Source organism: Collinsella sp. TF10-11AT (assembly GCF_003437565.1).
Taxonomy (GTDB): Bacteria; Actinomycetota; Coriobacteriia; order Coriobacteriales; family Coriobacteriaceae; genus Collinsella.
Genome location: NZ_QSQW01000003.1, coordinates 172,363 through 193,009, shown reverse-complemented (window position 1 = coordinate 193,009; position 20,647 = coordinate 172,363). Strand labels below are relative to the sequence as shown.

The window sequence follows — 20,647 nt, the reverse complement described above, 5'->3', positions numbered from 1 at the left end:
TACTTGCGCGAACGATTGCTCGTGCTACACTTGCAAGTGCTGTTTCAGGGCGGGGTGGAATTCCCCACTGGCGGTAAATCGGGCGGTGCCAAAGGGGTGCCGCGGAGCAGGCGAGGCGTCTGCGACCGAGCCGATGAGTCCGCGACCCGAGCGTGTGTTGGTTCGCATGCCGGCTGAACTGGTGAGATTCCAGTACCAACGGTTAGAGTCCGGATGAAAGAGGCAGGTGATCTTATGTCTGAACAGTCGCAGCATATCCATTTTGAGAACACGAATAGGTGGAGCACCAAACAGCTCGTTACCATGGCGCTGATGTGCGCCTTGGGCGCCCTGTTTATGTACGTGCAGCTGCCCATTCTTCCCTCGGCGCCGTTTTTGACGTATGACCCGTCGCTGGTGCCGGCGATGGTGTGCGGTTTTGCGTATAGCCCTGGCGCCGGCACTGCTGTTGCCGCCATGGCGATCGTTATCCATGCGCTCACCACGGGTGACTGGGTCGGCGCGCTTATGAACCTGGTTGCCACGCTGGGCTACATTCTGCCCGCGGCTATCGTCTACCAGAAGATGCATACCTATAAGGGTGCCGTGATTGGCCTAGCGCTCGGCGTCATTGCCGCTACGGCGTTGTCTATGGTCGCAAACCTTACCATTGGTGTTTGGTTCTGGTATGGCTCGGTCGATGTGATCGCCCCGCTCATGATTCCCGCCGTGCTGCCGTTCAACCTTATCAAGACTGTCCTTAACTCGGTATTGACGCTTGCAGTGTACAAGGCGGTCTCCAACCTCATCACGCCTAAAAAGGACCAGGTCAAAGGCCGCGCATGATTGAGTGTCGGGGCGTTTCCTTTAGCTATGACGGTGCCGTACCGGCACTCGACGGCGTCGATCTGAACATCGAGGACGGGGAGTTTTTCTGCATCCTCGGTGGCAATGGATCGGGCAAGTCGACGTTTGCCAAGCATCTGAATGCACTGTTGCAGCCCGATGCGGGCACGGTACGCATCAACGGCATGGATGCGTCCGACCCCGAGCTGGTCTACGACATTCGTTCGACCGCGGGCATGGTATTCCAAAATCCAGATGACCAGCTGGTGGCAACGCTTGTCGAAGATGACGTTGCGTTTGGTCCCGAAAACCTTGGCGTGCCATCGGCACAAATTGCGCAGCGGGTACGCGAGGCGCTGAAGGGCGTGGGCCTGGTGGGCTTTGAGCGCCACGAGACCCATGCGCTTTCGGGCGGTCAAAAGCAGCGTGTGGCGCTTGCCGGTGTGCTCGCCATGGAACCGCGCGTGCTCATATTGGACGAGGCTTCTTCAATGCTCGATCCGCGTGGACGCAAGGGCCTCATGAAGGCTTGCCACGCGTTGCACGATCGCGGCATGACCATCGTGATGATTACGCACTTTATGGAAGAGGCCGCCGAGGCCGATCGTGTCGCGGTATTTCGGGCGGGGCGCGTTGCCATGCTCGGTACGCCCGAGGAAATCTTGACACGGGCGGACGAACTTGCGCAGCTCAACTTGGATATGCCGGCGTCGTGCTGCTTGGGCACGGCGCTTCGTGCGAAGGGCGTGCCCGTTCATGCGCAGGTGCGCGAGGTGGATATGGTCGCCGAGATTGCGCAGGCATATGCCGACCGGAGTGGGGAAGACACCGCAGGGCGGCCTTCTGCATCCGATTCTCGTGTGCTCGACAACGCCTCCTCTGCAACCGACGGGACAGCCGCGTCGGAGCCCGTCATCGAGATTTCGCACCTCTCGCATAGTTACTCGCTGAGCGCCCGCGAGCGCCGCCGCTGGCATAAGCGCTCGGCCACTGCGGGCAAATCGAACAAACAGGCCCTCTGGGGAAACGACCCCAGCAGCCCGTGGGCGCTGCGCGATGTATCGCTGGCGGTGCGTCGCGGCGAGTTCCTGGGCTTGGCAGGTCATACCGGTTCGGGTAAGTCGACGCTGGTCCAGCATCTCAACGGTTTGATTCGCCCCCAGGAGGGATCCGTTCGCGCGCTGGGGCTCGATCTGTCAAACAAGAAAGACGCCGCTACGGTTAAGGCCAAGGTTGGCGTGGTGTTTCAGTATCCCGAGCGCCAGCTATTTGCCGAAACCGTGGCGCAGGACGTGGCGTTTGGTCCGCACAACCTTGGCCTGCCACAAGACGAGGTCGCACGCCGTGTCGCATCATCGCTTACGCGCGTGGGCCTCGATCTTTCCACGGTCGGCGACAAGAGTCCCTTTGAGCTTTCGGGCGGTCAGCAACGGCGTGTGGCATTCGCCGGCGTGCTCGCCATGGAGCCCGAAGTCCTGGTGCTCGATGAACCCATGGCGGGGCTCGATCCGGCTGCGCGCAGGGATTTCCTTGAGCTTATCGATCGACTTCACCGCGATGGCCTGACCGTTGTCATGGTTTCGCACAGCATGGATGACCTGGCCAATTGCTGCGACCGTATCGTCGTAATGAACGAAGGCGCGGTGTTTGCCGAGGGAACCCCCGCGCAGGTGTTTGCGCGTGCCGATGAGCTCAAGTCGATCGGCTTGGGCGTTCCCGCCGCCCAGCGTATGGCGCTGGCGCTTACGGAGGCGGGCGTGCCGCTGCGTCGCGGTGGGCTCTATACGGTTGAGTCGTTGGCCGACGAGTTGGCAGATTTGCTGATCGGTCGCTCAGACGGTCCTTCTAACGTCGCGGACATTGCTAAATCCAAGACGGTCGCGCGAGAGGAGGGCTGCTAATGGAGGCGTTTTCGTTTGGCAGCTACTATCCCGGCGATAGTGCGATCCACCGCCTGGACCCGCGAACTAAGTTGCTCTTGGGCTTTGTGTTTCTGATCACGACGCTCACGGTCAGCAGCTTCCGCGGACTGGCCCCGGTCGCAATCTTCGTTGTCCTGATCTATACCGTGTCCCGGGTGCCGTTGCGCCGGGTCCTATCATCGATGGCACCATTGCTGGCGATTGTCGTGGTAGTCGCGGTACTCAACCTGTTTTCCGACCAGAGCGGGCGCATCCTGTGGCAGCTCGGCTTTTTACGGGTGAGCGAGGGGTCTTTGTATTCCGCTGCCTTTATGGCGTGCCGCCTGACCCTGATGATGGCCGGCATGAGCGCCATTACGCTCACCACGCCCACGCTCGACCTCACCGCGGGCTTTGAGCGCCTGCTCGCACCGTTTGCGCGTGTGGGACTTCCTGCGCACGAGCTCGGCATGATCATGGGCATCGCGCTGCGCTTTATGCCGCAGTTTGCCACCGAGATGAAGCAGACGGCGGACGCGCAGACAAGCCGCGGTGCACGCGTAACGGGTGGCCCGCTCGGCGGCGTGCGCATGCTCGGTAGCGTGGCGATTCCGCTGTTCACGGGCGTGTTCCGTCATGCCGAGACGCTTTCGGCCGCCATGGATGCGCGCTGTTATCACGGCGAGCAGGGACGTACGCGTCTGCATGCGCTTGCATTTGGCCGCGGCGATGCGTTGGCGGCGGTGGTGACGGCGTTGCTGCTCATCTGCGTCATTGTCATCAATCTTCAACTTGTTTAGGCGCGATTCGAGCGCAAGAAAGGGGTCCCTATGACCGACAACGACCGCACGGCTCAGCTTGAGCGCGCCTGTTCGTATCTCAGGCGCATTCCGGCGTGGTATCTGGCCACGACCGATGTGACCGACGGGCATCAGCCTCGCGTGAGGCCGTTTTCGTTTGCCATGGTCGATGACGGTAAGCTGTGGTTTTGCACGTCGCGCGACAAGGATGTGTGGGCGGAGCTGAGTGCGAATCCCAAGTTTGAGCTCTCGGGCTGGAAGCCGGGGGAATGTTGGATCGTGTTGACCGGCGAGGCCGCACTTGAGGACGACGCGGTTGCGAGCGACAAGGTGCGTCAAGCGGGTTTTAAGCACATGGTGGGCATCGGCGAGGAACACGAGAGTGCCAACGACGGCCGCCTTGCTTTCTTTTCGGTCCGCAACATTGCCGCGCGCTTCTGTGATATCGACGGCAGCGAGGAGCGCCTGGAGCTCTAGAGCGTCTCAAATTAACTACCCGTTCCGAATTAGCTAGCGCCAGGAGGACACATGGACGGATTGAATACGGTGTTGGAGTATCTGACGTCGGTGCCGGCATGGTATTTGGCGACGAGCGTTGACGGACAGCCTCATGTGCGTCCGTTTTCGTTTGCGCAGATCCAGGACGGCAAGCTGTGGTTTGTAACAGCGCGCACCAAAGATGTGTGGCAAGAGCTGCTGCAAAACCAGCGCTTTGAGGCCACGAGTTGGTGGCCGGGCCATGGCTGGCTCATCTTGCGCGGGCGTGCCGGCTTGGATGACCGGGCTTTAGGCGAAATGCGCGAAGCTGGGTGGAAGCATCTAGAGCGCCTGGGCGAGCACTATGAGGGGCCTAACGATCCCACGCTCGTCTTCTTTAGCGTGGAGGAACCCGAGGCCTTTATCTGCAACCATGACGAATGGGTGCCGGTCGAGCTCTAAACGAGTCTCTCAGCAAGCTTCGACAATTCAAATTCTCGCATGTAGCGGGCCCCACATTGCAACGTCACCGCAAGGCGCACTGGGCAATATGGGGTCCGTGTTTATTTGTCAACTCCTTTGAGTGAATGTGTCGTGACTGTTTCAATGCATGAATATGCAAAAGATTTGCGTATAAATGCATCTTCTGGTGCTAAAGTTTCAACCTACTTCATAACGACGGCTGCAGGATGCGTATTGGTGCATAACTGCAGACAAGGAGTCTGATATGTCTGTAAAGGTTGGAATCGTCGGTGCGGCTGGATATGCCGGCGCCGAGCTCATTCACCTCGTCCTCGGTCATCCCGAGTTTGAACTTGTTGCCATTACGTCCAACGCCGATGCCGGCCAGCCGCTGTCTGCGGTGTACCCGAGCTTCACCGGCGTAAGCGATCTTGCCTTTACGACGCATGATGCCCCCGAGCTCAAGAACTGCGACGCGGTCTTTTTGGCCGTGCCGCACACGGCCGCCATGGCACAGGTGCCCGCCTTGCTTGCCGCGGGAGTCTCCTGCATTGACCTCTCGGCCGACTATCGCCTGAGCGATCCGGCCACCTTTGAGGCCTGGTATGCCGCCGAGCACACGAGCCCCGAGCTACTCAAGAGCCGCGCCTTTGGTCTGCCCGAGCTATTCTGCCAGGATTTGGAGACCGCTGCATCCGACCACGCCGACGGCAAGCCCGTACTGGTCGCCTGCGCCGGTTGCTATCCCACCGCAACGAGCCTTGCCGCCGCGCCTGCCGTGCGCGCCGGCTGGGTTGCCCAGAGCGGACCCGTGATCGTTGACGCTATCAGCGGTGTAACGGGTGCCGGTAAGTCCTGCAACGCCCGTACGCGTTTTTGCAGTGCAGACGAGAACCTGGAGGCCTATGGCGCAGGAAAACATCGCCATACGCCCGAGATCGAGCAGATTCTTGGCCTAGCCGACCACATCGTTTTCACCCCGCACCTGGCACCGCTCAAGCGCGGTCTGCTCTCTACGGTGACGATGCCGCTTACGCCGCAGGCTATCGATACCTTGACCCTTGAGGATGTCGTCGACCATTACAGACAGTTCTACGCCGGTCGCACCTTTGTGCGCGTGCTCGATGCCGGCGAGCAGCCCAAGACGGCCTCGGTCGTCGGCACCAATGCTGCCCAGATCGGCCTTGCACTCAACAAGCGCGCGGGCGTGCTGGTGGCGACGGGAGCGATCGACAATCTGTGCAAGGGTGCTGCCGGTCAGGCGGTCCAGTGCGCCAACATCGTCTTTGGTTTTGACGAGCGACGAGGCTTGCCCACAGTGGCGTGCCCGGTGTAGCACATTCGATTGTTAACGATTTGGTAGTCGGGCATCGAGTGGGGCGCCACTCTTAAGCTGGTCTCATGATTGTGGCTGGCATGGCGCACCAACCGATGCCCTTTTTTGTTTGACATAAGGAGTCATAAAGACGATGAATACCGAGCTGTTTGATATCAAGATTCGCGCCGTCGAGGGTGGCGTTACGGCTGCGGCTGGTTTTAAAGCTGCAGGCATCCACGCTGGGTTCCGCAAGAATCCCGAGCGCCTGGATTACGCGCTCGTCGTGCCCGATAAACCCTGTCCCGGTGCCGGCGTGTTTACCACCAATCGCTTTTGCGCGGCGCCCGTGCAGGTGAGCCGTGCCCACCTGGGCGGTGCCGACAAGGGCTACGGTATCATCGCCGGCGTTTCGGTCAACTCTGGCAATGCCAACGCCGCCACGGGTGAGACCGGTCTTGCCTGCGCGCGCGAGACCTGCAACATCGCCTCGCAGGTCATCGGCTGCGAGCCCCAGCAGATTCTGATTGCCTCCACGGGTGTGATTGGCCAGATTCTGCCGATCGACACGTTTGAGACCGCCATTCCTGCTGCCTACGAGGCGCTCTCCGCCCACGGTGGCGCCGATGCCGCTCGCGCCATCATGACGACCGACACGCACTCCAAGGAGTACGCCGTGTCCTACGTCAGTGAGGCTGCGGGTCATGCGAGCAATGTCTATACGGTAGGCGGAATGTGCAAGGGCTCGGGTATGATCATGCCCAACATGGCCACCATGATCGCAGCTATCACCACCGATGCCCCCGTCGAGCCGGCGGCACTTCATGCCCTGCTGCTCTCGACCGTCAAGCAGACCTTTAACAAGGTAACGGTCGATTCCGACACCTCGACCAACGACACCTGCATCATGCTTGCCTCCGGTGCCGCTGCCGCAGATGCCGAGCCTATCGTCGAGGGCTCCGATGCTTTTGACGAGTTGGCATTTGCCGTGCACGAGGTGTGCGAGAGCCTGGCGCGCAATATTGCCGCCGATGGTGAGGGCGCATCCAAGCTTGTTACAGTCAACGTTACCGGCGCCGTGAACGACGAGGAGGCCGATATCGCCGCCCGTGCCGTTGCCAACTCGCCGCTCGTTAAGACCTGCATCGCCGGCCACGACTGCAACTGGGGCCGCGTTGCTATGGCGCTTGGCAAGTGCGGCGTGAAGTTTAATCAGGAAGACGTTTCCATCGACATGATGGGCATGCCTGTCTGTCGCGACGGTCTGACTGTTCCCTTTGACGAGGACGAGGCTCTACGACGTTTCGAGGCGCCCGAGATCGTGATCTCGGCCGACCTGGGCGCAGGCGACGCGGCAACGACCGTGTGGACCTGCGACCTCACGCATGAGTACATCTCCATCAACGGCGACTACCGTTCCTAGATTCCGGGCACGCTGCGCATCTTGCCGCGATTGCGGACAGCGGAGCACGGCGCGATAACGATATGAAAGACGAGGCAGATTATGAAATTCGCACGCGATTGTCGTTCGAGCGAATCCAACGAAGCAACCGCGCAGCTGCTGTTCGAAGCGCTGCCGTGGATTAAGAACCTGACCGGCAAGACGGTTGTTATCAAATATGGCGGAGCCGCCATGGTTGATGAGCAGCTGCGCCGCGACGTGATGAGCGACATCGTTTTGCTCAAGATCATCGGTATGCGCCCCGTCATCGTGCACGGCGGCGGCAAGGCTATTAACGAGGCGCTGAGCCATTACGATATTCCCGTCGAGTTTAAGAACGGCCAGCGCGTGACCACGCCGGCGACGATGGATATCGTGCGCGAGGTGCTGGGCGGCAAGGTTAACCAGGAGCTGGTTGCTGCCATCAACCACCACGGCAACCTGGCCGTGGGCGTGTCGGGCAGCGATGCCGGCACGCTCATCGCCGAGCCGCTCGACCCCGAACTCGGCCGCGTAGGCAAGGTCACGCACGTTAACACCGACTATATCGAGCGCCTGCTCGATAGCGAGTACATCCCCGTCATCGCTACCGTCGCGGCGGGGGAGGACGGCGGTTTCTTCAACATCAACGCCGATACCGCCGCCGGTGCCGTTGCGGCGGCGCTGCATGCGCATAAGGCGATCTTTTTGACCGACGTCGACGGCCTGTACAAGGACTTTAGCGATAAAGACTCACTCATCTCCAACCTAACGCTCGACGAGGTTAACGAAATGCTCTACGGCGGCGAGGTCGATAAGGGCATGATTCCCAAGCTGCGTGCGGCCGTCGATGCGCTTGCCGGCGGCGTATTTCGCGCTCACATCATCAACGGCACCACGCCGCATTCGCTGCTGCTGGAGCTGCTGACCGATGCCGGCGTCGGTACCGTGATCCATTCCACCGAGACGGCTTACGAGTTCGATACGCATCCGCATCCGCTTTCGACGTTTGCTGCGCGTCTGACCGAGAACCTCGACGAGGTCGAGAAGCTTCAGACGGTCTAACTGACTCGCAGCCGCCCCATTCCTGCACCCATAGGCCTGCGCCGTCTGGCGCCCAACGAAAGGCATCCCATGTCACTTGCAGCTCAGCAATCGCTTGAATCCCATTACGTTATGCATACCTTTGGCCGCTCTCCGGTCGAGTTTGTCGAGGGTCACGGCATGAAGCTCACCGGCGACGATGGTCGTGAGTACCTCGACTTTCTTGCCGGCATCGGCGTGTGCAGCCTAGGTCATGGCGACCCGGCTGTGCTCTCGGCGCTCGAGGCACAGACCAAAAAGCTCATGCATGTCTCCAATTACTTCTACATCGAGCAGCGTGGACAGGTCGCGGCGCTGCTGTCCAAGCTTGCCAACGACGACTTAGATGGTGCACGCGTGCTTGCCGATGCCATTGCCGCCGGCGATGAGACCACGGCAGCTGCTCTTGGTGCCCCGGCTGCGGATGAGCAGGTTTGGGAGACCTTCTTTGCCAACTCCGGCGCCGAGGCCAACGAGGGCTCGATGAAGCTCGCGCGCCTGTACGCCAAGCGTGCCGGTAACGGCGGCAACACTATCGTGTGCATGCGCGGCGGCTTCCACGGCCGTACGCTCGAGACCATTGCCGCCACCATGCAGGATTGGCTGCAGGATAGTTTCCGCCCGCTGCCGGGTGGCTTTGTGGCCTGCACGCCCAACGATATCGATGAACTGCGTGCGATCTTTAAGCAGCTGGGGAGCGAAATTTGTGCCGTGATGCTCGAGCCGATCCAGGGCGAGAGCGGTGTGCACCCCATGACCGAGGAGTTTATGGCGGCAGCGCGCGACCTGGCACACGAAGTGGGCGCCGTGCTTATCGCCGACGAGGTCCAGTGCGGCATCTTCCGCTCCGGCAAGCCGTTTGCATTCCAAGCCTATGGCGTGGAACCCGACATCATGAGCCTTGCCAAGGGCATTGCTGATGGCGTGCCCATGGGTGCCGTCGTGGCAAAGAAGGAGATTGCCGACGTGTTTAAGCCGGGCGACCACGGCTCGACGTTTGGCGGTAGCTGCTTGGCCATCGCGGCGTGTGCCGCGACGCTCTCCGCACTCGTGCGCGGCGATTATGCCGACCACGCTGCCAAGGTAGGCGCCTATATGGAGGCAAAGCTCGCCAAGCTGCCGAACGTGACCGAGGTGCGTGGCCGCGGCTTGATGCTCGGCTGCGATCTGGACGATACTGCGGGTGATGCACACGACGTTGTGGCCCGTGCATTGGGGGCTGGTGCCGTGATTAACGCTACGGGTGCCCATACGCTGCGTTTCCTGCCGCCGCTCGTCTGCGAGGAATCCGACGTGGACAGTCTGATCGAGATCCTGTCGGACGTTTTGGCCTAACACAGCGAAATAACTTAACTTTGACCGGGTTCCGGACTGCGGACGTGCCCTATGTGGCATGATTCAGCGGTCTGGAGCCCGTTTTGCCTTAGATTTGCTAAGGCGGGGAGACCTGCTGGTCAAAAAACATCAAATATGAGTACTGTTATCGATTTGGTAGCAGCAATTTTGGACTAATAAGGCCAGATAGCTAGTCGAAATGGCGATGAATGTACGATTTTGATCCAATTATTAGTCCTTATAATGGACATATGTTGCGTAACTTAAGCAAATACTATCTTTTGATATGTTGTAAGCAAGGTAGCAGTACTCATTTTTGCCATTTTCTGGCCACGGCCTTTGTGACAGACGTGCTGGCGGGTTCGAATCCCATGCACTGGGCACAAAAAAGAAAGGCCTCCATCGCTGGAGGCCTAACAATTCAGTGGTGGGCGATGAGGGATGTCCGCGTGCGGCCGGCGCCGCCCGCGCCCCGCTTCGCCGCTCCGCTCCTCGCGTGCTGCGCTGGAAAACGCTTGCGCGTTTCCTCAGCTCCGCACCCTGGCGGGTTCGAACCCCATGCGCTGGGCCCAAAAAAGAAAGGCCCCCATAGCTGGGAGCCTATCAAATCAGTGGTGGGCGATGAGGGATGTCGCGTGCGGCTGACGCCGCCCGCTTTCGCTTCGGGCCTGCGGCCCTCGCGTGCTGCGCTGGAAAACGTTTCGCGTTTCCTCAGCTTCGCACCCTGTCGGGTTCGAATCCCATGCGCTGGGCCCAAACAAAAACGGTCCCCTTGCGAGGACCGTTTCCAATTCAATGGTGGGCGATGAGGGATTCGAACCCCCAGCCTTGTGCGTGTAAAGCACCTGCGCTAACCGTTGCGCCAATCGCCCGTGCGGAGAGAGTATAGCAAAACAATCGCCTCATTCACCTCATATCCATTAAAGGTAACCGACGCGTGTCACAGCGGAGCTGATTCAGTTGAGATTGCCTGAACATTCCGCCCCTCTTTACGCCCTCGGGTATACTCAAAAGCTACTGATTCGATTTGATGCCCAGCAACAGCAGAGGGGATAGTATATGTGCGGTTTTGTCGGTTTTGTCGGTGGGACGGATAACCAATCCGAGGTGCTCACCAAGATGATGGACCGCATCGTCCATCGTGGTCCCGACATGGGCGGTCAGTTTATCGACGGCCGCGTTGCCCTCGGCTTCCGCCGCTTGTCGATCCTCGACCTGACCGAGGCTGGCGCCCAACCTATGGCCAACGAGGACGGTAGCGTCGTCATTGTCTTCAACGGCGAGATCTACAACTTCCAAGAACTCCGTTCCGAGCTCGAGGCCAAGGGCTACAAGTTCCACTGCGGCGCCGACACCGAGAGCCTTCTGCACGGCTACGAGGAGTGGGGCGAGGCAGTACTCGATCGCTTGCGCGGTATGTACGCCTTCGTCATCTGGGACAAGAAGAAGAACAAGCTTTTTGGCGCCCGTGATATCTTTGGCATCAAGCCGCTCTACTACTATCCCATGGCCGATGCGGGCGACGGCGCTCCGGGCGTGCTCTTTGGTTCCGAGATCAAGAGCTTCCTGGACTACCCGCACTTCCACAAGGCGGTCAACAAAAAGGCCCTGCGTCCGTACATGACGCTGCAGTATTCGGCGACTGAGGAGACCTTCTTCGAGGGTGTCTACAAGCTGCCGCCGGCGCACTACTTTACCGTCGATATTCCGACCGGCAAGATGAACATCGAGCGCTACTGGGATTGCGATTACTCTGCCGTCGAGAAGCCGTTCGAGGAGTACGTCGACGAGCTGGACGAGGTCGTGCACGAGAGCGTCGAGGCCCATCGCATCGCCGACGTCAAGGTCGCGTCGTTCCTCTCCGGCGGCGTCGACTCCAGCTACATCGCCGCTTGCCTCATGCCCGACAAGACCTTCTCGGTGGGCTTTGACTACAAGAACTTCAACGAGACCAACTACGCCAAGGAACTTTCTGACAAGCTCGGCGTCGAGAATGTCCGCAAGATGATAACCGCCGACGAGTTCTTCGGTGCGCTCGAGGACATCCAGTATCACATGGACGAGCCGCAGTCCAACCTGTCTTCCGTGCCGCTGTGGTTCTTGGCCGAGATGGCCCGCAAGGACGTCACCGTCGTGCTTTCGGGCGAAGGCGCCGACGAACTCTTTGGCGGCTACGCCTACTACGAGGACACGGTCCCAGTCCGCAAGTACAAAAAGATGGTGCCGCTGCCCATCCGTCGCGCGCTCGGTAACCTGGCGCTGCATATGCCGTACTTCAAGGGACATAACTTCCTGGTCAAGGGTGCCGAGATCCCCGAGAAGTCGTTCCTGGGACAGGCTCTGGTATGGCCGGAGCGCGAGGTCGACGGCGTGCTCAAGCCCGAGTACAACACCGGCGATGGCGCCTTCGAGCTTGCCGCTCCCATCTATGCGCGCGTGAAAGGTCAGCCCGAGCTGGTCAAGAAGCAGTACCTGGACATGAACATGTGGCTCCCGGGCGACATTCTGCTCAAGGCCGACAAGATGTGCATGGCGCACTCGCTGGAGCTGCGCGTGCCCTTCCTGGACCGCAAAGTCATGGAGTTCGCCGAGCATATTCCCGACCGCTACCGCATCAACGAGAACGGCAACAAACAGGTACTCCGCCACGCTGCCAACAAGTCGCTGCCCGATGAGTGGGCCACCCGTCCCAAGGTGGGCTTCCCGGTGCCGATTGTCTACTGGCTGCGCGAGCAAAAGTGGTACGACTATGTCAAGGAGTACTTCACCGCGCCGTGGGCAAGCGAGTTCTTCGATACCGACGAGCTCATGCACCTGCTCGATCTGCACTTTGCGGGCAAGGGCGATTTCCAGCGCAAGATCTATACGCCGCTCGTGTTCCTGGTGTGGTACAAGCGCTTCTTTATCGACGAGGACCAGCCCGCTGTTCAGGCTGCCTAGCCTCGGCTTACGAACGCCTGCGCGTAACGGCTCCTCCGGGAGCCGTTTTTGCGTGGGTGCGTTTCAGTTACTATAAAAACCGTCCCTGCCAAATGGCTGAGAAAGGTGAAAGATGCACCATTCGGATTCCGCGACCGTGACCACGGTCGATACGCTTGCCAAGCTTCTCGATGTGTGCGGTGAGCTGCGCGCATCAGAGCAGGTTGACGAGCGTGCCGTGACCGGCTGCTCGTTTGATTCGCGCGCGGTCTCGGCAGGTGACGTGTTCTTTTGCAAAGGTGCTGCCTTTAAGCCCGCGTTTTTGAGCATGGCGCTCGATGCGGGCGCCGTCGCATTTGTGTGCGAGGAGTCGCTGGTCGAGTCTCTGGAGCCGCTGGCGCAGGAGAGCGGTGCTGCGATGCTGGTTGTTGATAGCGTTCGCACGGCCATGGCCCTGTTGCCGCCGGAGGTCTACGACCGTCCCGACCACGACGTCAAGATCGTGGGCATCACCGGTACCAAGGGAAAGACCACGGCCGCTTTTATGCTCCAGTCGATTATTAAAGCGGCGGGCGAGTCCTGCGGCATGATCGGCTCGGTGAGTACCGACGATGGCATCGAGTGCTACGAGAGCACCAATACCACGCCAGAGGCCCCCGAGGTCTGGCGCCATATCGCCAACTGCCGTGAGTCCGGTCGCCAGTCCATGGTCATGGAGGTCTCGAGCCAGGCGCTCAAGTACCAACGCGTCGAGAATCTGCCGTTTGACGTGGCGTGCTTCCTCAACATCGGGCGTGACCACATCTCGCCGATCGAACACCCCACGTTTGAGGATTATTTTGAGAGCAAACTCAGGATCTTTGACCAGGCAAAGACCGCCGTGGTGAACCTGGGCACCGAAGAGGTTGACCGTGTGTTGGAGGCAGCGTCGACGGCCGAGCGCTTGGTGACCGTTGGCGTCGAGCATCCCGAGGCAAGCCTGTGGGCGAGCGATGTGCGCATGGTCGGCTTTAACATCGAGTTTAACCTGCATGGCCTGTGTGCCGACGAGTCCGAGGCGGGGGAGAAGGTCCTGCTGGGCATCGCGGGCGACTTTAACGTGGAAAACGCGCTGGTCGCTATCGCCGCTGCGCGCGAGATCGGCATCGGTATCGAGGCTATCAAGAAGGGCCTCTCCAAACTGCGTGTGCCGGGCCGTATGGAGGTCGTGGAGTCGAAGGACGGCCGCGTGATCTGCGTCGTTGACTACGCTCACAACCAGCTTTCGTTCCGGTCGCTTTTCTCGTCGGTCAAGCGCGCGTTTCCCGCCAGCCCGGTCATCGCAGTATTTGGCGCTGCCGGCGGCAAGGCGCAGGAGCGCCGCGAGCAGCTTCCGCGCGAGGCCGCACCATATTCCGACCTGATGATCTTTGCCAACGAGGACCCGGCTCACGAGGACCCGATGAAGGTCTGTCGCGAGCTTGCCGAACATGTTCCCGACGATACGCCGAACAAGATCATCCTCGATCGCGAAGCCGCTGTGCATGCGGCGTTCAAGGCGGCGCGCGAGGAGTACGTTAACCCCGATGTTCCCACTATTGTCTTGCTGCTGGCAAAGGGTGACGAGGAGCTCATGCACGTGGGTGACGAGTTCGTGCCCATCGAGAGCGACCTTTCGTTGGCCAATTGCCTGATCGATGTTACCCAGTTTGACTAATGAACCATGATGGCGGCGGCGCCCTGAGTGCGCTGTCGCCATAAGCGTGTTCCCTCAATCAAAACATGCCGTCCAAGTCCAAACCCTTCTACGTAAACGGAGTAACCATGTCCCACAACACCTTGCCGACCGTTGCCGAGCTTTCGGGCGAGATGCGCGAGCGCTTGGCCAAGGTCAAGTACGTCTTTACCGACCTGGATGCCACGATGCTCGCGCCCGGCTCGTGCGTGCTGCGCGACAACGACGGCAACCCTTCGACCAAACTCGTCGAGGCCGTCGTGGCGCTCGCTCGCGTTGGCATTCAGGTGGTTCCCACCTCGGGCCGCAACCGTACCATGATCCACGAGGACGCGCGCGTGCTCGGCCTCAACTCCTACATTGGTGAGATGGGCGGCCTGGTCATGTACGACCTCAAAGCCAACGATTGGGAGTATCTGACTGGCGACATGCCTTACGACCCCGCCTGCGGCCTTACTCCGCACCAGGTGATCGAGCAGACCGGCGTGTGCGAGAAGATTCTTGCCCGCTGGCCGCACAAGATCGAGTATCACAACGACATGTCGACCGGCTACAAGTACCGCGAGGTCACCGTCGGCATGCGCGGCGATGTGCCCGACAATGAGGTCCAGGCCATCCTGGACGAGGCCGGCTGCGGCCTGGTGTGGGCCTGTAACGGTCACCTGACGCATCTGTCCAAGCCGACGACGCTCGAGCTCGATCGCGTCGAGGACGGTCGCGCGTTTAACATCAATCCCGCCGGCCTCAACAAGGGCGTTGCCATCGCGCGCTTCTGCGAGCACCTGGGGATCGAGCGCGAGGAGACGCTGGCGCTCGGCGATTCTGAGTCCGACTTCTACATGGCTGACCACGTGGGCACGTTCTGCCTGGTCGAGAACGGTTTGACCAGCGCCGGCGCGCCCGAGTTCCTGGATGCCTGCGATAACGCCTACGTCACGCGCGGCAAGATTGTCGACGGCTGGGCGGCAACGGCAGAGCTGCTCGTCGCGGCGCGTTCGTAGCGCGGCGTCGCCGCACTTGGACATGTCTTTTCGAGAGAGACTGGTGAGGTAATGTCCGATATCGAGAATCTGGCCGGGGGCACGCGCCCGATTGGCGTGTTCGACTCGGGTCTGGGCGGTCTGACGGTTGCGCGCGCGATTGCGACGGCGTTGCCGCACGAGTCCGTCTACTACTTTGGCGACACCAAGCGCTGCCCCTACGGCACCCGCACCGAGGACGAGGTGCGCTCGTTTGCGTTGCAGGCGGGTCGTTGGCTTTCGAAGCACGACGTTAAGATTATGGTCATCGCCTGCAACACGGCGACCGCTGCGGCCTTGCGTCTGGCCCAGCAGGTGCTCGACGTTCCCGTGATCGGTGTGATCGCACCGGGCGCACGCGCGGCAATCAACAGCACCCGCACGCGCCGGGTGGGCGTGCTCGCCACCAACCTCACCATTCGCTCGGGCGCCTACACGCGCGCCATCCAGGATCTAGATGCCGGCGTCGATGTATACGGTTGTCCTGCCTCGAGCTTTGTCGAGGTCGTTGAGCACGAGCTCGCCTCGGGCGCGCATCTGCAAGAGCAGTGGCTCGAGAACGAGGACATCTTCGATACGCCTGCCGTGCGTGCGCTGGTGGGTGCCACGGTTGAGCCGCTGCGCGACCACGGTATCGATACCGTGGTGCTCGGCTGTACGCACTTCCCGCTGCTGGTGGGTCCCATCCGCCATGCACTGGGACCCGGGGTGCGCGTGGTGAGCTCCGCCGAGGAGACCACGCGCGAGCTGACCGATATTCTCACGCGCCGCGAGCAGCTGGCGGGCGACGCAGCCGAGCCGCAGCATCGCTTTGCCACCACGTCTGACAACATTGCCGAGTTTGCGGTGGCGGGCAGTTTTATCTTTGGCCAGCCGCTCAAGAGCATTGAGCATGTCGATATCGATGAACTGAAATAGATATAAGGTCACCGACCAAAGGCTCACCTTCACCTTTTGCCGAAAGGATATTTCTATGGAGTACATGCAGGTCAATCGCGCCAACGGCCGCGCCGCCGATGAGCTTCGCCCCATCAAACTTACTCGCGGCGTCATGAAGCACGCCCACGGTTCGTGCCTGGCCGAATTTGGCGATACGCGCGTGCTGTGCGCTGCCACCATCGAGGAGGGCGTGCCGGGCTGGCGCAAGGGTGCCAAGGCCGGTTGGGTAACGGCGGAGTACGCCATGCTGCCGGCATCGACCGGCAAGCGCTGCAAGCGCGAGCACGCCAACCGCAAAGGCCGCTCCATGGAGATCGAGCGCCTCATTGGTCGCAGTCTGCGTACCGTCGTCAACATGAAGGCACTCGGCGAGTACACCGTCACCGTCGACTGCGACGTGATCCAGGCCGATGGCGGTACGCGTACGGCGAGCATTACCGGCGCCTGGGTGGCGCTGCACGACGCCCTTGCCATGTGGGTCGAGGCAGGCAAGATCGAGCGCATCCCGCTTACCGGCCAGGTGGCTGCCATCTCCATGGGCATTGTCGACGGCAATACGCTGCTTGACCTCGATTATTCCGAGGACAGCCATGCCGAGGTCGACATGAACCTCGTCGCCACCGACACCGGTGAGATGATCGAGCTCCAGGGCACCGGCGAGCAGGCGCCCTTCGACCGCAAACGCCTCAACGCCCTGCTCGATTTGGGCGACAAGGGCATTGCCGAGCTCATCGAGCTCCAGCGCCAAACTCTCGCCTAACCTGCCAAAAAGGGACAGGTTTATTTTGGTAGGTTTTATCTGCGGAAACGCCGATAGATAAGGTTGATGCTACACGAAAGGGGAGACGCCGAAGGGCCAGTCCCTTTTACGTGACTTTGCTATAGAGACAAGGAGGCCACTCATGGCACTTGAGAAGATCGACATCGACACCCTCGACCCGGCGGCGACCATTGTCGTGGCAACGGGCAACGACCATAAGCTCACCGAGATCGAGGCCATTTTAGGCAAGGTCATGCCCGAGGTTCGCTTTGTGGCGCTCGGCCAGCTGGGCGATTTTGAGGACCCCGAGGAAAACGGCACGACGTTTTTGGAGAACGCCATCATCAAGGCGCAGGCTGCCGTCGAAGAGACGGGGCTCATGGCCATCGCCGACGATTCTGGCTTGGTCGTCGACGCGCTTGACGGCGAGCCGGGCGTGTATAGCGCGCGCTATGCGGGCGTGCACGGAGACGATGCCGCCAACAACGCCAAGCTTCTCGTTAACCTGGAAGGCGTGGCGGACGAGGACCGCACCGCGCGCTTTATGAGCGTCGTTGCGCTTATCGACACGGATGGTCTGGTCACCTATGGCGAGGGCGCCTGCGAGGGCGTTATCGCACACGAGGGCCGCGGCGATCACGGCTTTGGCTATGACCCGCTGTTCCTGCCGGTCGACACGCCGGGCAAGACCATGGCCGAGCTGACGGCGGACGAGAAGAACGCCATCAGCCATCGTTTCCACGCGCTCGAGCATCTGTCCGCCAAACTGACGGGCGAGGAGTAGGCCGTGCGTGCGGTGGTGCAGCGCGTACTCAACGCCGGCGTGACGGTCGACGGCGAGTGCGTGGGCAAAATTGGGCGCGGCTATCTGGTGCTGCTGGGCGTGGGCCACGGCGACACGCGCGCCGAGGCCGATAAGCTGTGGGGCAAGCTCCGCGGCTTGCGCATTAACGAGGACGAGAACGGCAAGACCAACCTGGCACTTGCCGATGTCGACGGCGAGGTTCTCGTAGTGTCGCAGTTCACGCTGTTCGCCGATTGCCGTCACGGCCGCCGCCCATCGTTTACGGATGCCGGCGCCCCCGATGTCGCCAACGAGCTCTACGAGTACTTCCTGACGCTCGTTCGTCAAGATGTCGAACACGTGGCGCATGGCATCTTTGGCGCCGATATGAAAGTCGACCTCGTCAACGACGGCCCATTCACCATCGTCCTCGATACCGACAATCTGTAAGTAGCCAAATTAGCTACTTGCGCGTGGTCGCAACAGGGTGCTATAGTATTAGAGTTTTGTCTATCTTAGGGGTATTATCCCCTTTTTGAATTGCACCTTCTGGAGGCCCTGTTCATGGAAGAGATGGAAGTCAATCACGTCGACGACATCCACGAGAAGCTGACCGATATGGTGGGCGATCGCGTCAAGGTGAAGGCCAACATGGGCCGCACCCGCGTCGTCGAGCGCATGGGCACCATCAAGAGCGTCCACCCCGCCGTCTTTATCGTCGAGGTTGACGAACGTCGCGGCCGCAAGTCGCGTCAGTCCTACCAGTATATCGATGTCCTCACCGGGCAGGTCGAGCTGTTCGACCCCGAGAGCGGTGAGCACATTTTTACCCCGCTCGGCAATCAGCTCGAGGAGCACTAACGGTGACCGATCGGTCCCTGACTCTTTCCGCGCCGGCAAAGATTAACCTCTACCTGGGGGTTCATACCGAGCGCGATGACCGCGGCTACCACAGGGTCGATTCCCTGATGGCAGCCGTCGGTCTTTCCGATTCCGTGACGGTCGCGCCGGCGCAGGCGCTGACCGTCCAGACGGTTCCGGCATCAGATTTTCCCATGCAAAAGAATACGGCGTATCGGGCTGCGGTTGCTATGGCCGAGCATTATGGTCGCGAGGCAAACATCTGCGTGACGATTGAGAAGCGCATTCCATTGTGCGCCGGCTTGGGCGGCCCCTCGACGGATGCGGCCGCGGTCATTGTCGCCTTGGCGGAGCTCTGGGGAATTGATCGCACCGACCCCGCGCTCGACGACATTGCGCGGGGTATTGGTGCTGACGTCCCGTTCTTTTTGCACGCGAGCCTTGCGTTCTACGTAGGTGGGGGAGACGTGCTGGCAACTGAGTATCCCGCGCTGCCCGCAACGCCCGTCGTGTTGGTCAAGCCGCGCGAGGCAAGCGTTTCAACAATTGAAGCCTATCGACGTTTTGACGAGGCTCCGGTGCCTGCAGACAAGCCCGGCGCGATCGCATCTGCCCTTCGCTCGGGAGACGCAGAGGCGGCCTACGCGCTCGTCCACAACAACCTGGGTGTCATTTCCGCGCAGATGGAGCCGCGGATTCAAACAGTGCTCGACTGGCTTCGTTCACAGGACGGTACCATTGCCGCAAACGTGTGCGGTTCGGGTGCCTGCTCGTTTGCTCTCTGCGATAGCGCCGCCACGGCAGCCAATCTTTCGGCAGCCGCTCATCAAAACGGCTGGTGGGCTTATGCAACGGAGCTCATTCCCAACACGGTTCGCATCGAAGTGCCAAAGAAGTAAAAATTTCTCTAGCACACGACGGAAATCTTTGTTACTATAGTCGAGCTAACGGGTTGTGGCTCAGTTTGGTAGAGCACTGCGTTCGGGACGCAGGGGTCGCTGGTTCAAATCCAGTCAACCCGACCAGAGCATGAGGAGGGACCGCTTCTTGCGGTCCCTTTTTTTAGCTATTGTTGTGATACCGCGATACCCGCGGTATACTCATTCGAGCTTGTCTCGCTGTATTGTGGAGGTCTACATGTTTGGACTGAGGGCTCCTGAGCTCATCATTATTCTCGTCGTTGTCCTGATCATCTTCGGGCCCAAGAACCTGCCGAAGCTCGGCAAGTCCCTCGGCTCTACCGTCAAGAATATCCGCGAGGGTATGGAGGGCGACGATAAGGCCGAGACCAAGCAGGCCGAGGAGGTCGTGGTCGAGCAGTCCGAGGAGGACAAGGAGATCGCTGAGCTCGAGGCCAAGCTCGCTGCTGCCAAGAAGAAGCAGGCAGAGGACAGCGACGCGGACGCAGAGTAGTCCCATCCCTTTGGGGTGAGCACCTGACCGGCTTGCCCGCAGGCTAGCCGGTCTTTTTCGTTTTGTTGACAGTTGATTGTTTGATCAGAGTTGGGGAGATATCCGTATGGACGCAAGCCAGATCGTACTGACCGCTGAGGGCCGCCAGAAGCTCGTCGAGGAGCTCGCTTGGCGTGAGGGCGATTACGCCAAGGAGATCGTCGAGGACATCAAGGAAGCCCGCGCGTTCGGCGACCTTTCGGAGAACTCCGAGTACGACGCCGCCAAGGACAAGCAGGCCCAGAACGCCGCTCGTATTGCCGAGATCCAGGCCATCCTCGCCAACGCTCAGGTTGCTGCCACCACAGGTGATCTGACCGTCTCCATCGGTTCCACCGTTTCGCTGATTGATCCCAACGGCGAGGTCATGGAAGTCACGCTCGTCGGTACCACCGAGACCAACTCGCTCGAGCACAAGATTTCCAACGAGTCTCCGGTCGGTCACGCCATCATCGGTCACGGCGAGGGCGACTCCGTCGAGGTCGTTACGCCTTCCGGCAAGACTCGCGTCTACACCATCGCCAAGATTGCACGCTAGACCACGGTCCCGCGTAAAGGTTTGTTTTCGCTCCCTGGGACCG

20 protein-coding genes, 2 tRNA genes and 1 riboswitch are annotated in these 20,647 nt (G+C 60.5%); of the genes, 21 read left to right on the top strand and 1 reads right to left on the bottom strand.

The annotated features are described in order from the left end of the window. Positions 1-36 precede the first annotated feature (36 nt). A riboswitch (FMN riboswitch) is annotated at positions 37-229 on the top strand. Positions 230-234: 5 nt separating this feature from the next. The 9 genes from DXC99_RS03645 (at position 235) to DXC99_RS03605 (ending at position 9,618) form a co-directional block, all read left to right on the top strand. Further along, complete coding sequence (locus tag DXC99_RS03645) at positions 235-825, top strand: ECF transporter S component (RefSeq protein ID WP_117583127.1); 591 nt, start codon at positions 235-237, stop codon at positions 823-825. Then, entirely contained in the window at positions 822-2,726 is a 1,905-nt protein-coding gene (locus DXC99_RS03640) for an energy-coupling factor transporter ATPase (RefSeq protein ID WP_117583126.1), read from the top strand. The genes DXC99_RS03645 and DXC99_RS03640 overlap by 4 nt, the downstream gene beginning before the upstream one ends. Then, positions 2,726-3,526, top strand: coding sequence for an energy-coupling factor transporter transmembrane protein EcfT (locus DXC99_RS03635; protein WP_117629270.1), 801 nt, complete (start codon positions 2,726-2,728; stop codon positions 3,524-3,526). Before DXC99_RS03640 ends, DXC99_RS03635 begins: the two co-directional genes overlap by 1 nt. Before the next feature lie 30 nt (positions 3,527-3,556). After that, a complete protein-coding gene (locus DXC99_RS03630; protein ID WP_117563813.1) occupies positions 3,557-4,003 on the top strand; it encodes a pyridoxamine 5'-phosphate oxidase family protein in 447 nt (148 codons plus the stop codon). Positions 4,004-4,054: 51 nt separating this feature from the next. Further along, the gene (locus DXC99_RS03625; RefSeq protein WP_117583125.1) at positions 4,055-4,465 is read left to right on the top strand and encodes a pyridoxamine 5'-phosphate oxidase family protein; all 411 of its coding nucleotides are present in this window, start codon (positions 4,055-4,057) and stop codon (positions 4,463-4,465) included. A gap of 265 nt (positions 4,466-4,730) precedes the next feature. After that, on the top strand, positions 4,731-5,801 hold the full coding sequence (gene argC / locus DXC99_RS03620; RefSeq protein ID WP_117583124.1) for an N-acetyl-gamma-glutamyl-phosphate reductase: 1,071 nt from the start codon (positions 4,731-4,733) through the stop codon (positions 5,799-5,801). A 133-nt stretch (positions 5,802-5,934) separates the two neighbouring features. After that, complete coding sequence (gene argJ, locus DXC99_RS03615; protein ID WP_199408861.1) at positions 5,935-7,203, top strand: bifunctional glutamate N-acetyltransferase/amino-acid acetyltransferase ArgJ; 1,269 nt, start codon at positions 5,935-5,937, stop codon at positions 7,201-7,203. 81 nt (positions 7,204-7,284) lie between these two features. After that, entirely contained in the window at positions 7,285-8,265 is a 981-nt protein-coding gene (gene argB, locus DXC99_RS03610; protein WP_117583122.1) for an acetylglutamate kinase, read from the top strand. A gap of 69 nt (positions 8,266-8,334) precedes the next feature. Beyond that, a complete protein-coding gene (locus DXC99_RS03605; protein ID WP_117583121.1) occupies positions 8,335-9,618 on the top strand; it encodes an aminotransferase class III-fold pyridoxal phosphate-dependent enzyme in 1,284 nt (427 codons plus the stop codon). A 796-nt stretch (positions 9,619-10,414) separates the two neighbouring features. On the opposite strand, the gene DXC99_RS03600 is transcribed toward DXC99_RS03605, so the two are convergent. Continuing rightward, positions 10,415-10,490: transfer RNA gene (locus DXC99_RS03600), tRNA-Val, on the bottom strand. Positions 10,491-10,677: 187 nt separating this feature from the next. Between DXC99_RS03600 and asnB the strand changes: the two genes are divergently transcribed. The 12 genes from asnB (at position 10,678) to greA (ending at position 20,604) form a co-directional block, all read left to right on the top strand. Further along, positions 10,678-12,558, top strand: coding sequence for an asparagine synthase (glutamine-hydrolyzing) (gene asnB / locus DXC99_RS03595; RefSeq protein WP_117563808.1), 1,881 nt, complete (start codon positions 10,678-10,680; stop codon positions 12,556-12,558). Positions 12,559-12,670: 112 nt separating this feature from the next. Continuing rightward, positions 12,671-14,233 carry a Mur ligase family protein gene (locus DXC99_RS03590; RefSeq protein ID WP_117583120.1) on the top strand — a complete coding sequence of 521 codons (1,563 nt, stop codon included), beginning with the start codon at positions 12,671-12,673 and terminating at the stop codon, positions 14,231-14,233. Positions 14,234-14,340: 107 nt separating this feature from the next. Then, positions 14,341-15,252 carry an HAD family hydrolase gene (locus DXC99_RS03585; protein ID WP_117629269.1) on the top strand — a complete coding sequence of 304 codons (912 nt, stop codon included), beginning with the start codon at positions 14,341-14,343 and terminating at the stop codon, positions 15,250-15,252. Between the two features lie 51 nt (positions 15,253-15,303). Further along, entirely contained in the window at positions 15,304-16,188 is an 885-nt protein-coding gene (gene murI / locus DXC99_RS03580; RefSeq protein ID WP_117629268.1) for a glutamate racemase, read from the top strand. Between the two features lie 55 nt (positions 16,189-16,243). Then, on the top strand, positions 16,244-16,969 hold the full coding sequence (gene rph, locus DXC99_RS03575; protein WP_117629267.1) for a ribonuclease PH: 726 nt from the start codon (positions 16,244-16,246) through the stop codon (positions 16,967-16,969). Between the two features lie 142 nt (positions 16,970-17,111). Then, positions 17,112-17,753 (top strand): RdgB/HAM1 family non-canonical purine NTP pyrophosphatase, encoded by a 642-nt coding sequence (gene rdgB / locus DXC99_RS03570; RefSeq protein WP_117629266.1) that lies wholly within the window; start codon positions 17,112-17,114, stop codon positions 17,751-17,753. Between the two features lie 3 nt (positions 17,754-17,756). Beyond that, a complete protein-coding gene (gene dtd, locus DXC99_RS03565) occupies positions 17,757-18,203 on the top strand; it encodes a D-aminoacyl-tRNA deacylase (protein ID WP_089572532.1) in 447 nt (148 codons plus the stop codon). Between the two features lie 114 nt (positions 18,204-18,317). Beyond that, positions 18,318-18,614, top strand: coding sequence for a Veg family protein (locus DXC99_RS03560; protein ID WP_006234957.1), 297 nt, complete (start codon positions 18,318-18,320; stop codon positions 18,612-18,614). A gap of 2 nt (positions 18,615-18,616) precedes the next feature. Further along, positions 18,617-19,513: a 4-(cytidine 5'-diphospho)-2-C-methyl-D-erythritol kinase gene (gene ispE / locus DXC99_RS03555; RefSeq protein ID WP_233505657.1), complete on the top strand. Its 897-nt coding sequence runs from the start codon at positions 18,617-18,619 to the stop codon at positions 19,511-19,513. 49 nt (positions 19,514-19,562) lie between these two features. Next, positions 19,563-19,639: transfer RNA gene (locus DXC99_RS03550), tRNA-Pro, on the top strand. A gap of 112 nt (positions 19,640-19,751) precedes the next feature. Further along, positions 19,752-20,027 carry a twin-arginine translocase TatA/TatE family subunit gene (gene tatA, locus DXC99_RS03545; protein ID WP_022094895.1) on the top strand — a complete coding sequence of 92 codons (276 nt, stop codon included), beginning with the start codon at positions 19,752-19,754 and terminating at the stop codon, positions 20,025-20,027. A gap of 106 nt (positions 20,028-20,133) precedes the next feature. Beyond that, entirely contained in the window at positions 20,134-20,604 is a 471-nt protein-coding gene (gene greA, locus DXC99_RS03540) for a transcription elongation factor GreA (RefSeq protein WP_006234960.1), read from the top strand. Positions 20,605-20,647 lie beyond the last annotated feature (43 nt).

Coding starts and splice junctions, on each gene's coding strand:
- rdgB (WP_117629266.1), top strand. CDS start 17,112: ATGGCACTTGAGAAGATCGACATCGACACCCTCGACCCGGCGGCGACC.
- DXC99_RS03645 (WP_117583127.1), top strand. CDS start 235: ATGTCTGAACAGTCGCAGCATATCCATTTTGAGAACACGAATAGGTGG.
- argC (WP_117583124.1), top strand. CDS start 4,731: ATGTCTGTAAAGGTTGGAATCGTCGGTGCGGCTGGATATGCCGGCGCC.
- murI (WP_117629268.1), top strand. CDS start 15,304: ATGTCCGATATCGAGAATCTGGCCGGGGGCACGCGCCCGATTGGCGTG.
- DXC99_RS03630 (WP_117563813.1), top strand. CDS start 3,557: ATGACCGACAACGACCGCACGGCTCAGCTTGAGCGCGCCTGTTCGTAT.
- greA (WP_006234960.1), top strand. CDS start 20,134: ATGGACGCAAGCCAGATCGTACTGACCGCTGAGGGCCGCCAGAAGCTC.
- argB (WP_117583122.1), top strand. CDS start 7,285: ATGAAATTCGCACGCGATTGTCGTTCGAGCGAATCCAACGAAGCAACC.
- argJ (WP_199408861.1), top strand. CDS start 5,935: ATGAATACCGAGCTGTTTGATATCAAGATTCGCGCCGTCGAGGGTGGC.
- rph (WP_117629267.1), top strand. CDS start 16,244: ATGGAGTACATGCAGGTCAATCGCGCCAACGGCCGCGCCGCCGATGAG.
- DXC99_RS03625 (WP_117583125.1), top strand. CDS start 4,055: ATGGACGGATTGAATACGGTGTTGGAGTATCTGACGTCGGTGCCGGCA.
- DXC99_RS03590 (WP_117583120.1), top strand. CDS start 12,671: ATGCACCATTCGGATTCCGCGACCGTGACCACGGTCGATACGCTTGCC.
- DXC99_RS03605 (WP_117583121.1), top strand. CDS start 8,335: ATGTCACTTGCAGCTCAGCAATCGCTTGAATCCCATTACGTTATGCAT.
- tatA (WP_022094895.1), top strand. CDS start 19,752: ATGTTTGGACTGAGGGCTCCTGAGCTCATCATTATTCTCGTCGTTGTC.
- DXC99_RS03585 (WP_117629269.1), top strand. CDS start 14,341: ATGTCCCACAACACCTTGCCGACCGTTGCCGAGCTTTCGGGCGAGATG.
- asnB (WP_117563808.1), top strand. CDS start 10,678: ATGTGCGGTTTTGTCGGTTTTGTCGGTGGGACGGATAACCAATCCGAG.
- DXC99_RS03560 (WP_006234957.1), top strand. CDS start 18,318: ATGGAAGAGATGGAAGTCAATCACGTCGACGACATCCACGAGAAGCTG.
- DXC99_RS03635 (WP_117629270.1), top strand. CDS start 2,726: ATGGAGGCGTTTTCGTTTGGCAGCTACTATCCCGGCGATAGTGCGATC.
- DXC99_RS03640 (WP_117583126.1), top strand. CDS start 822: ATGATTGAGTGTCGGGGCGTTTCCTTTAGCTATGACGGTGCCGTACCG.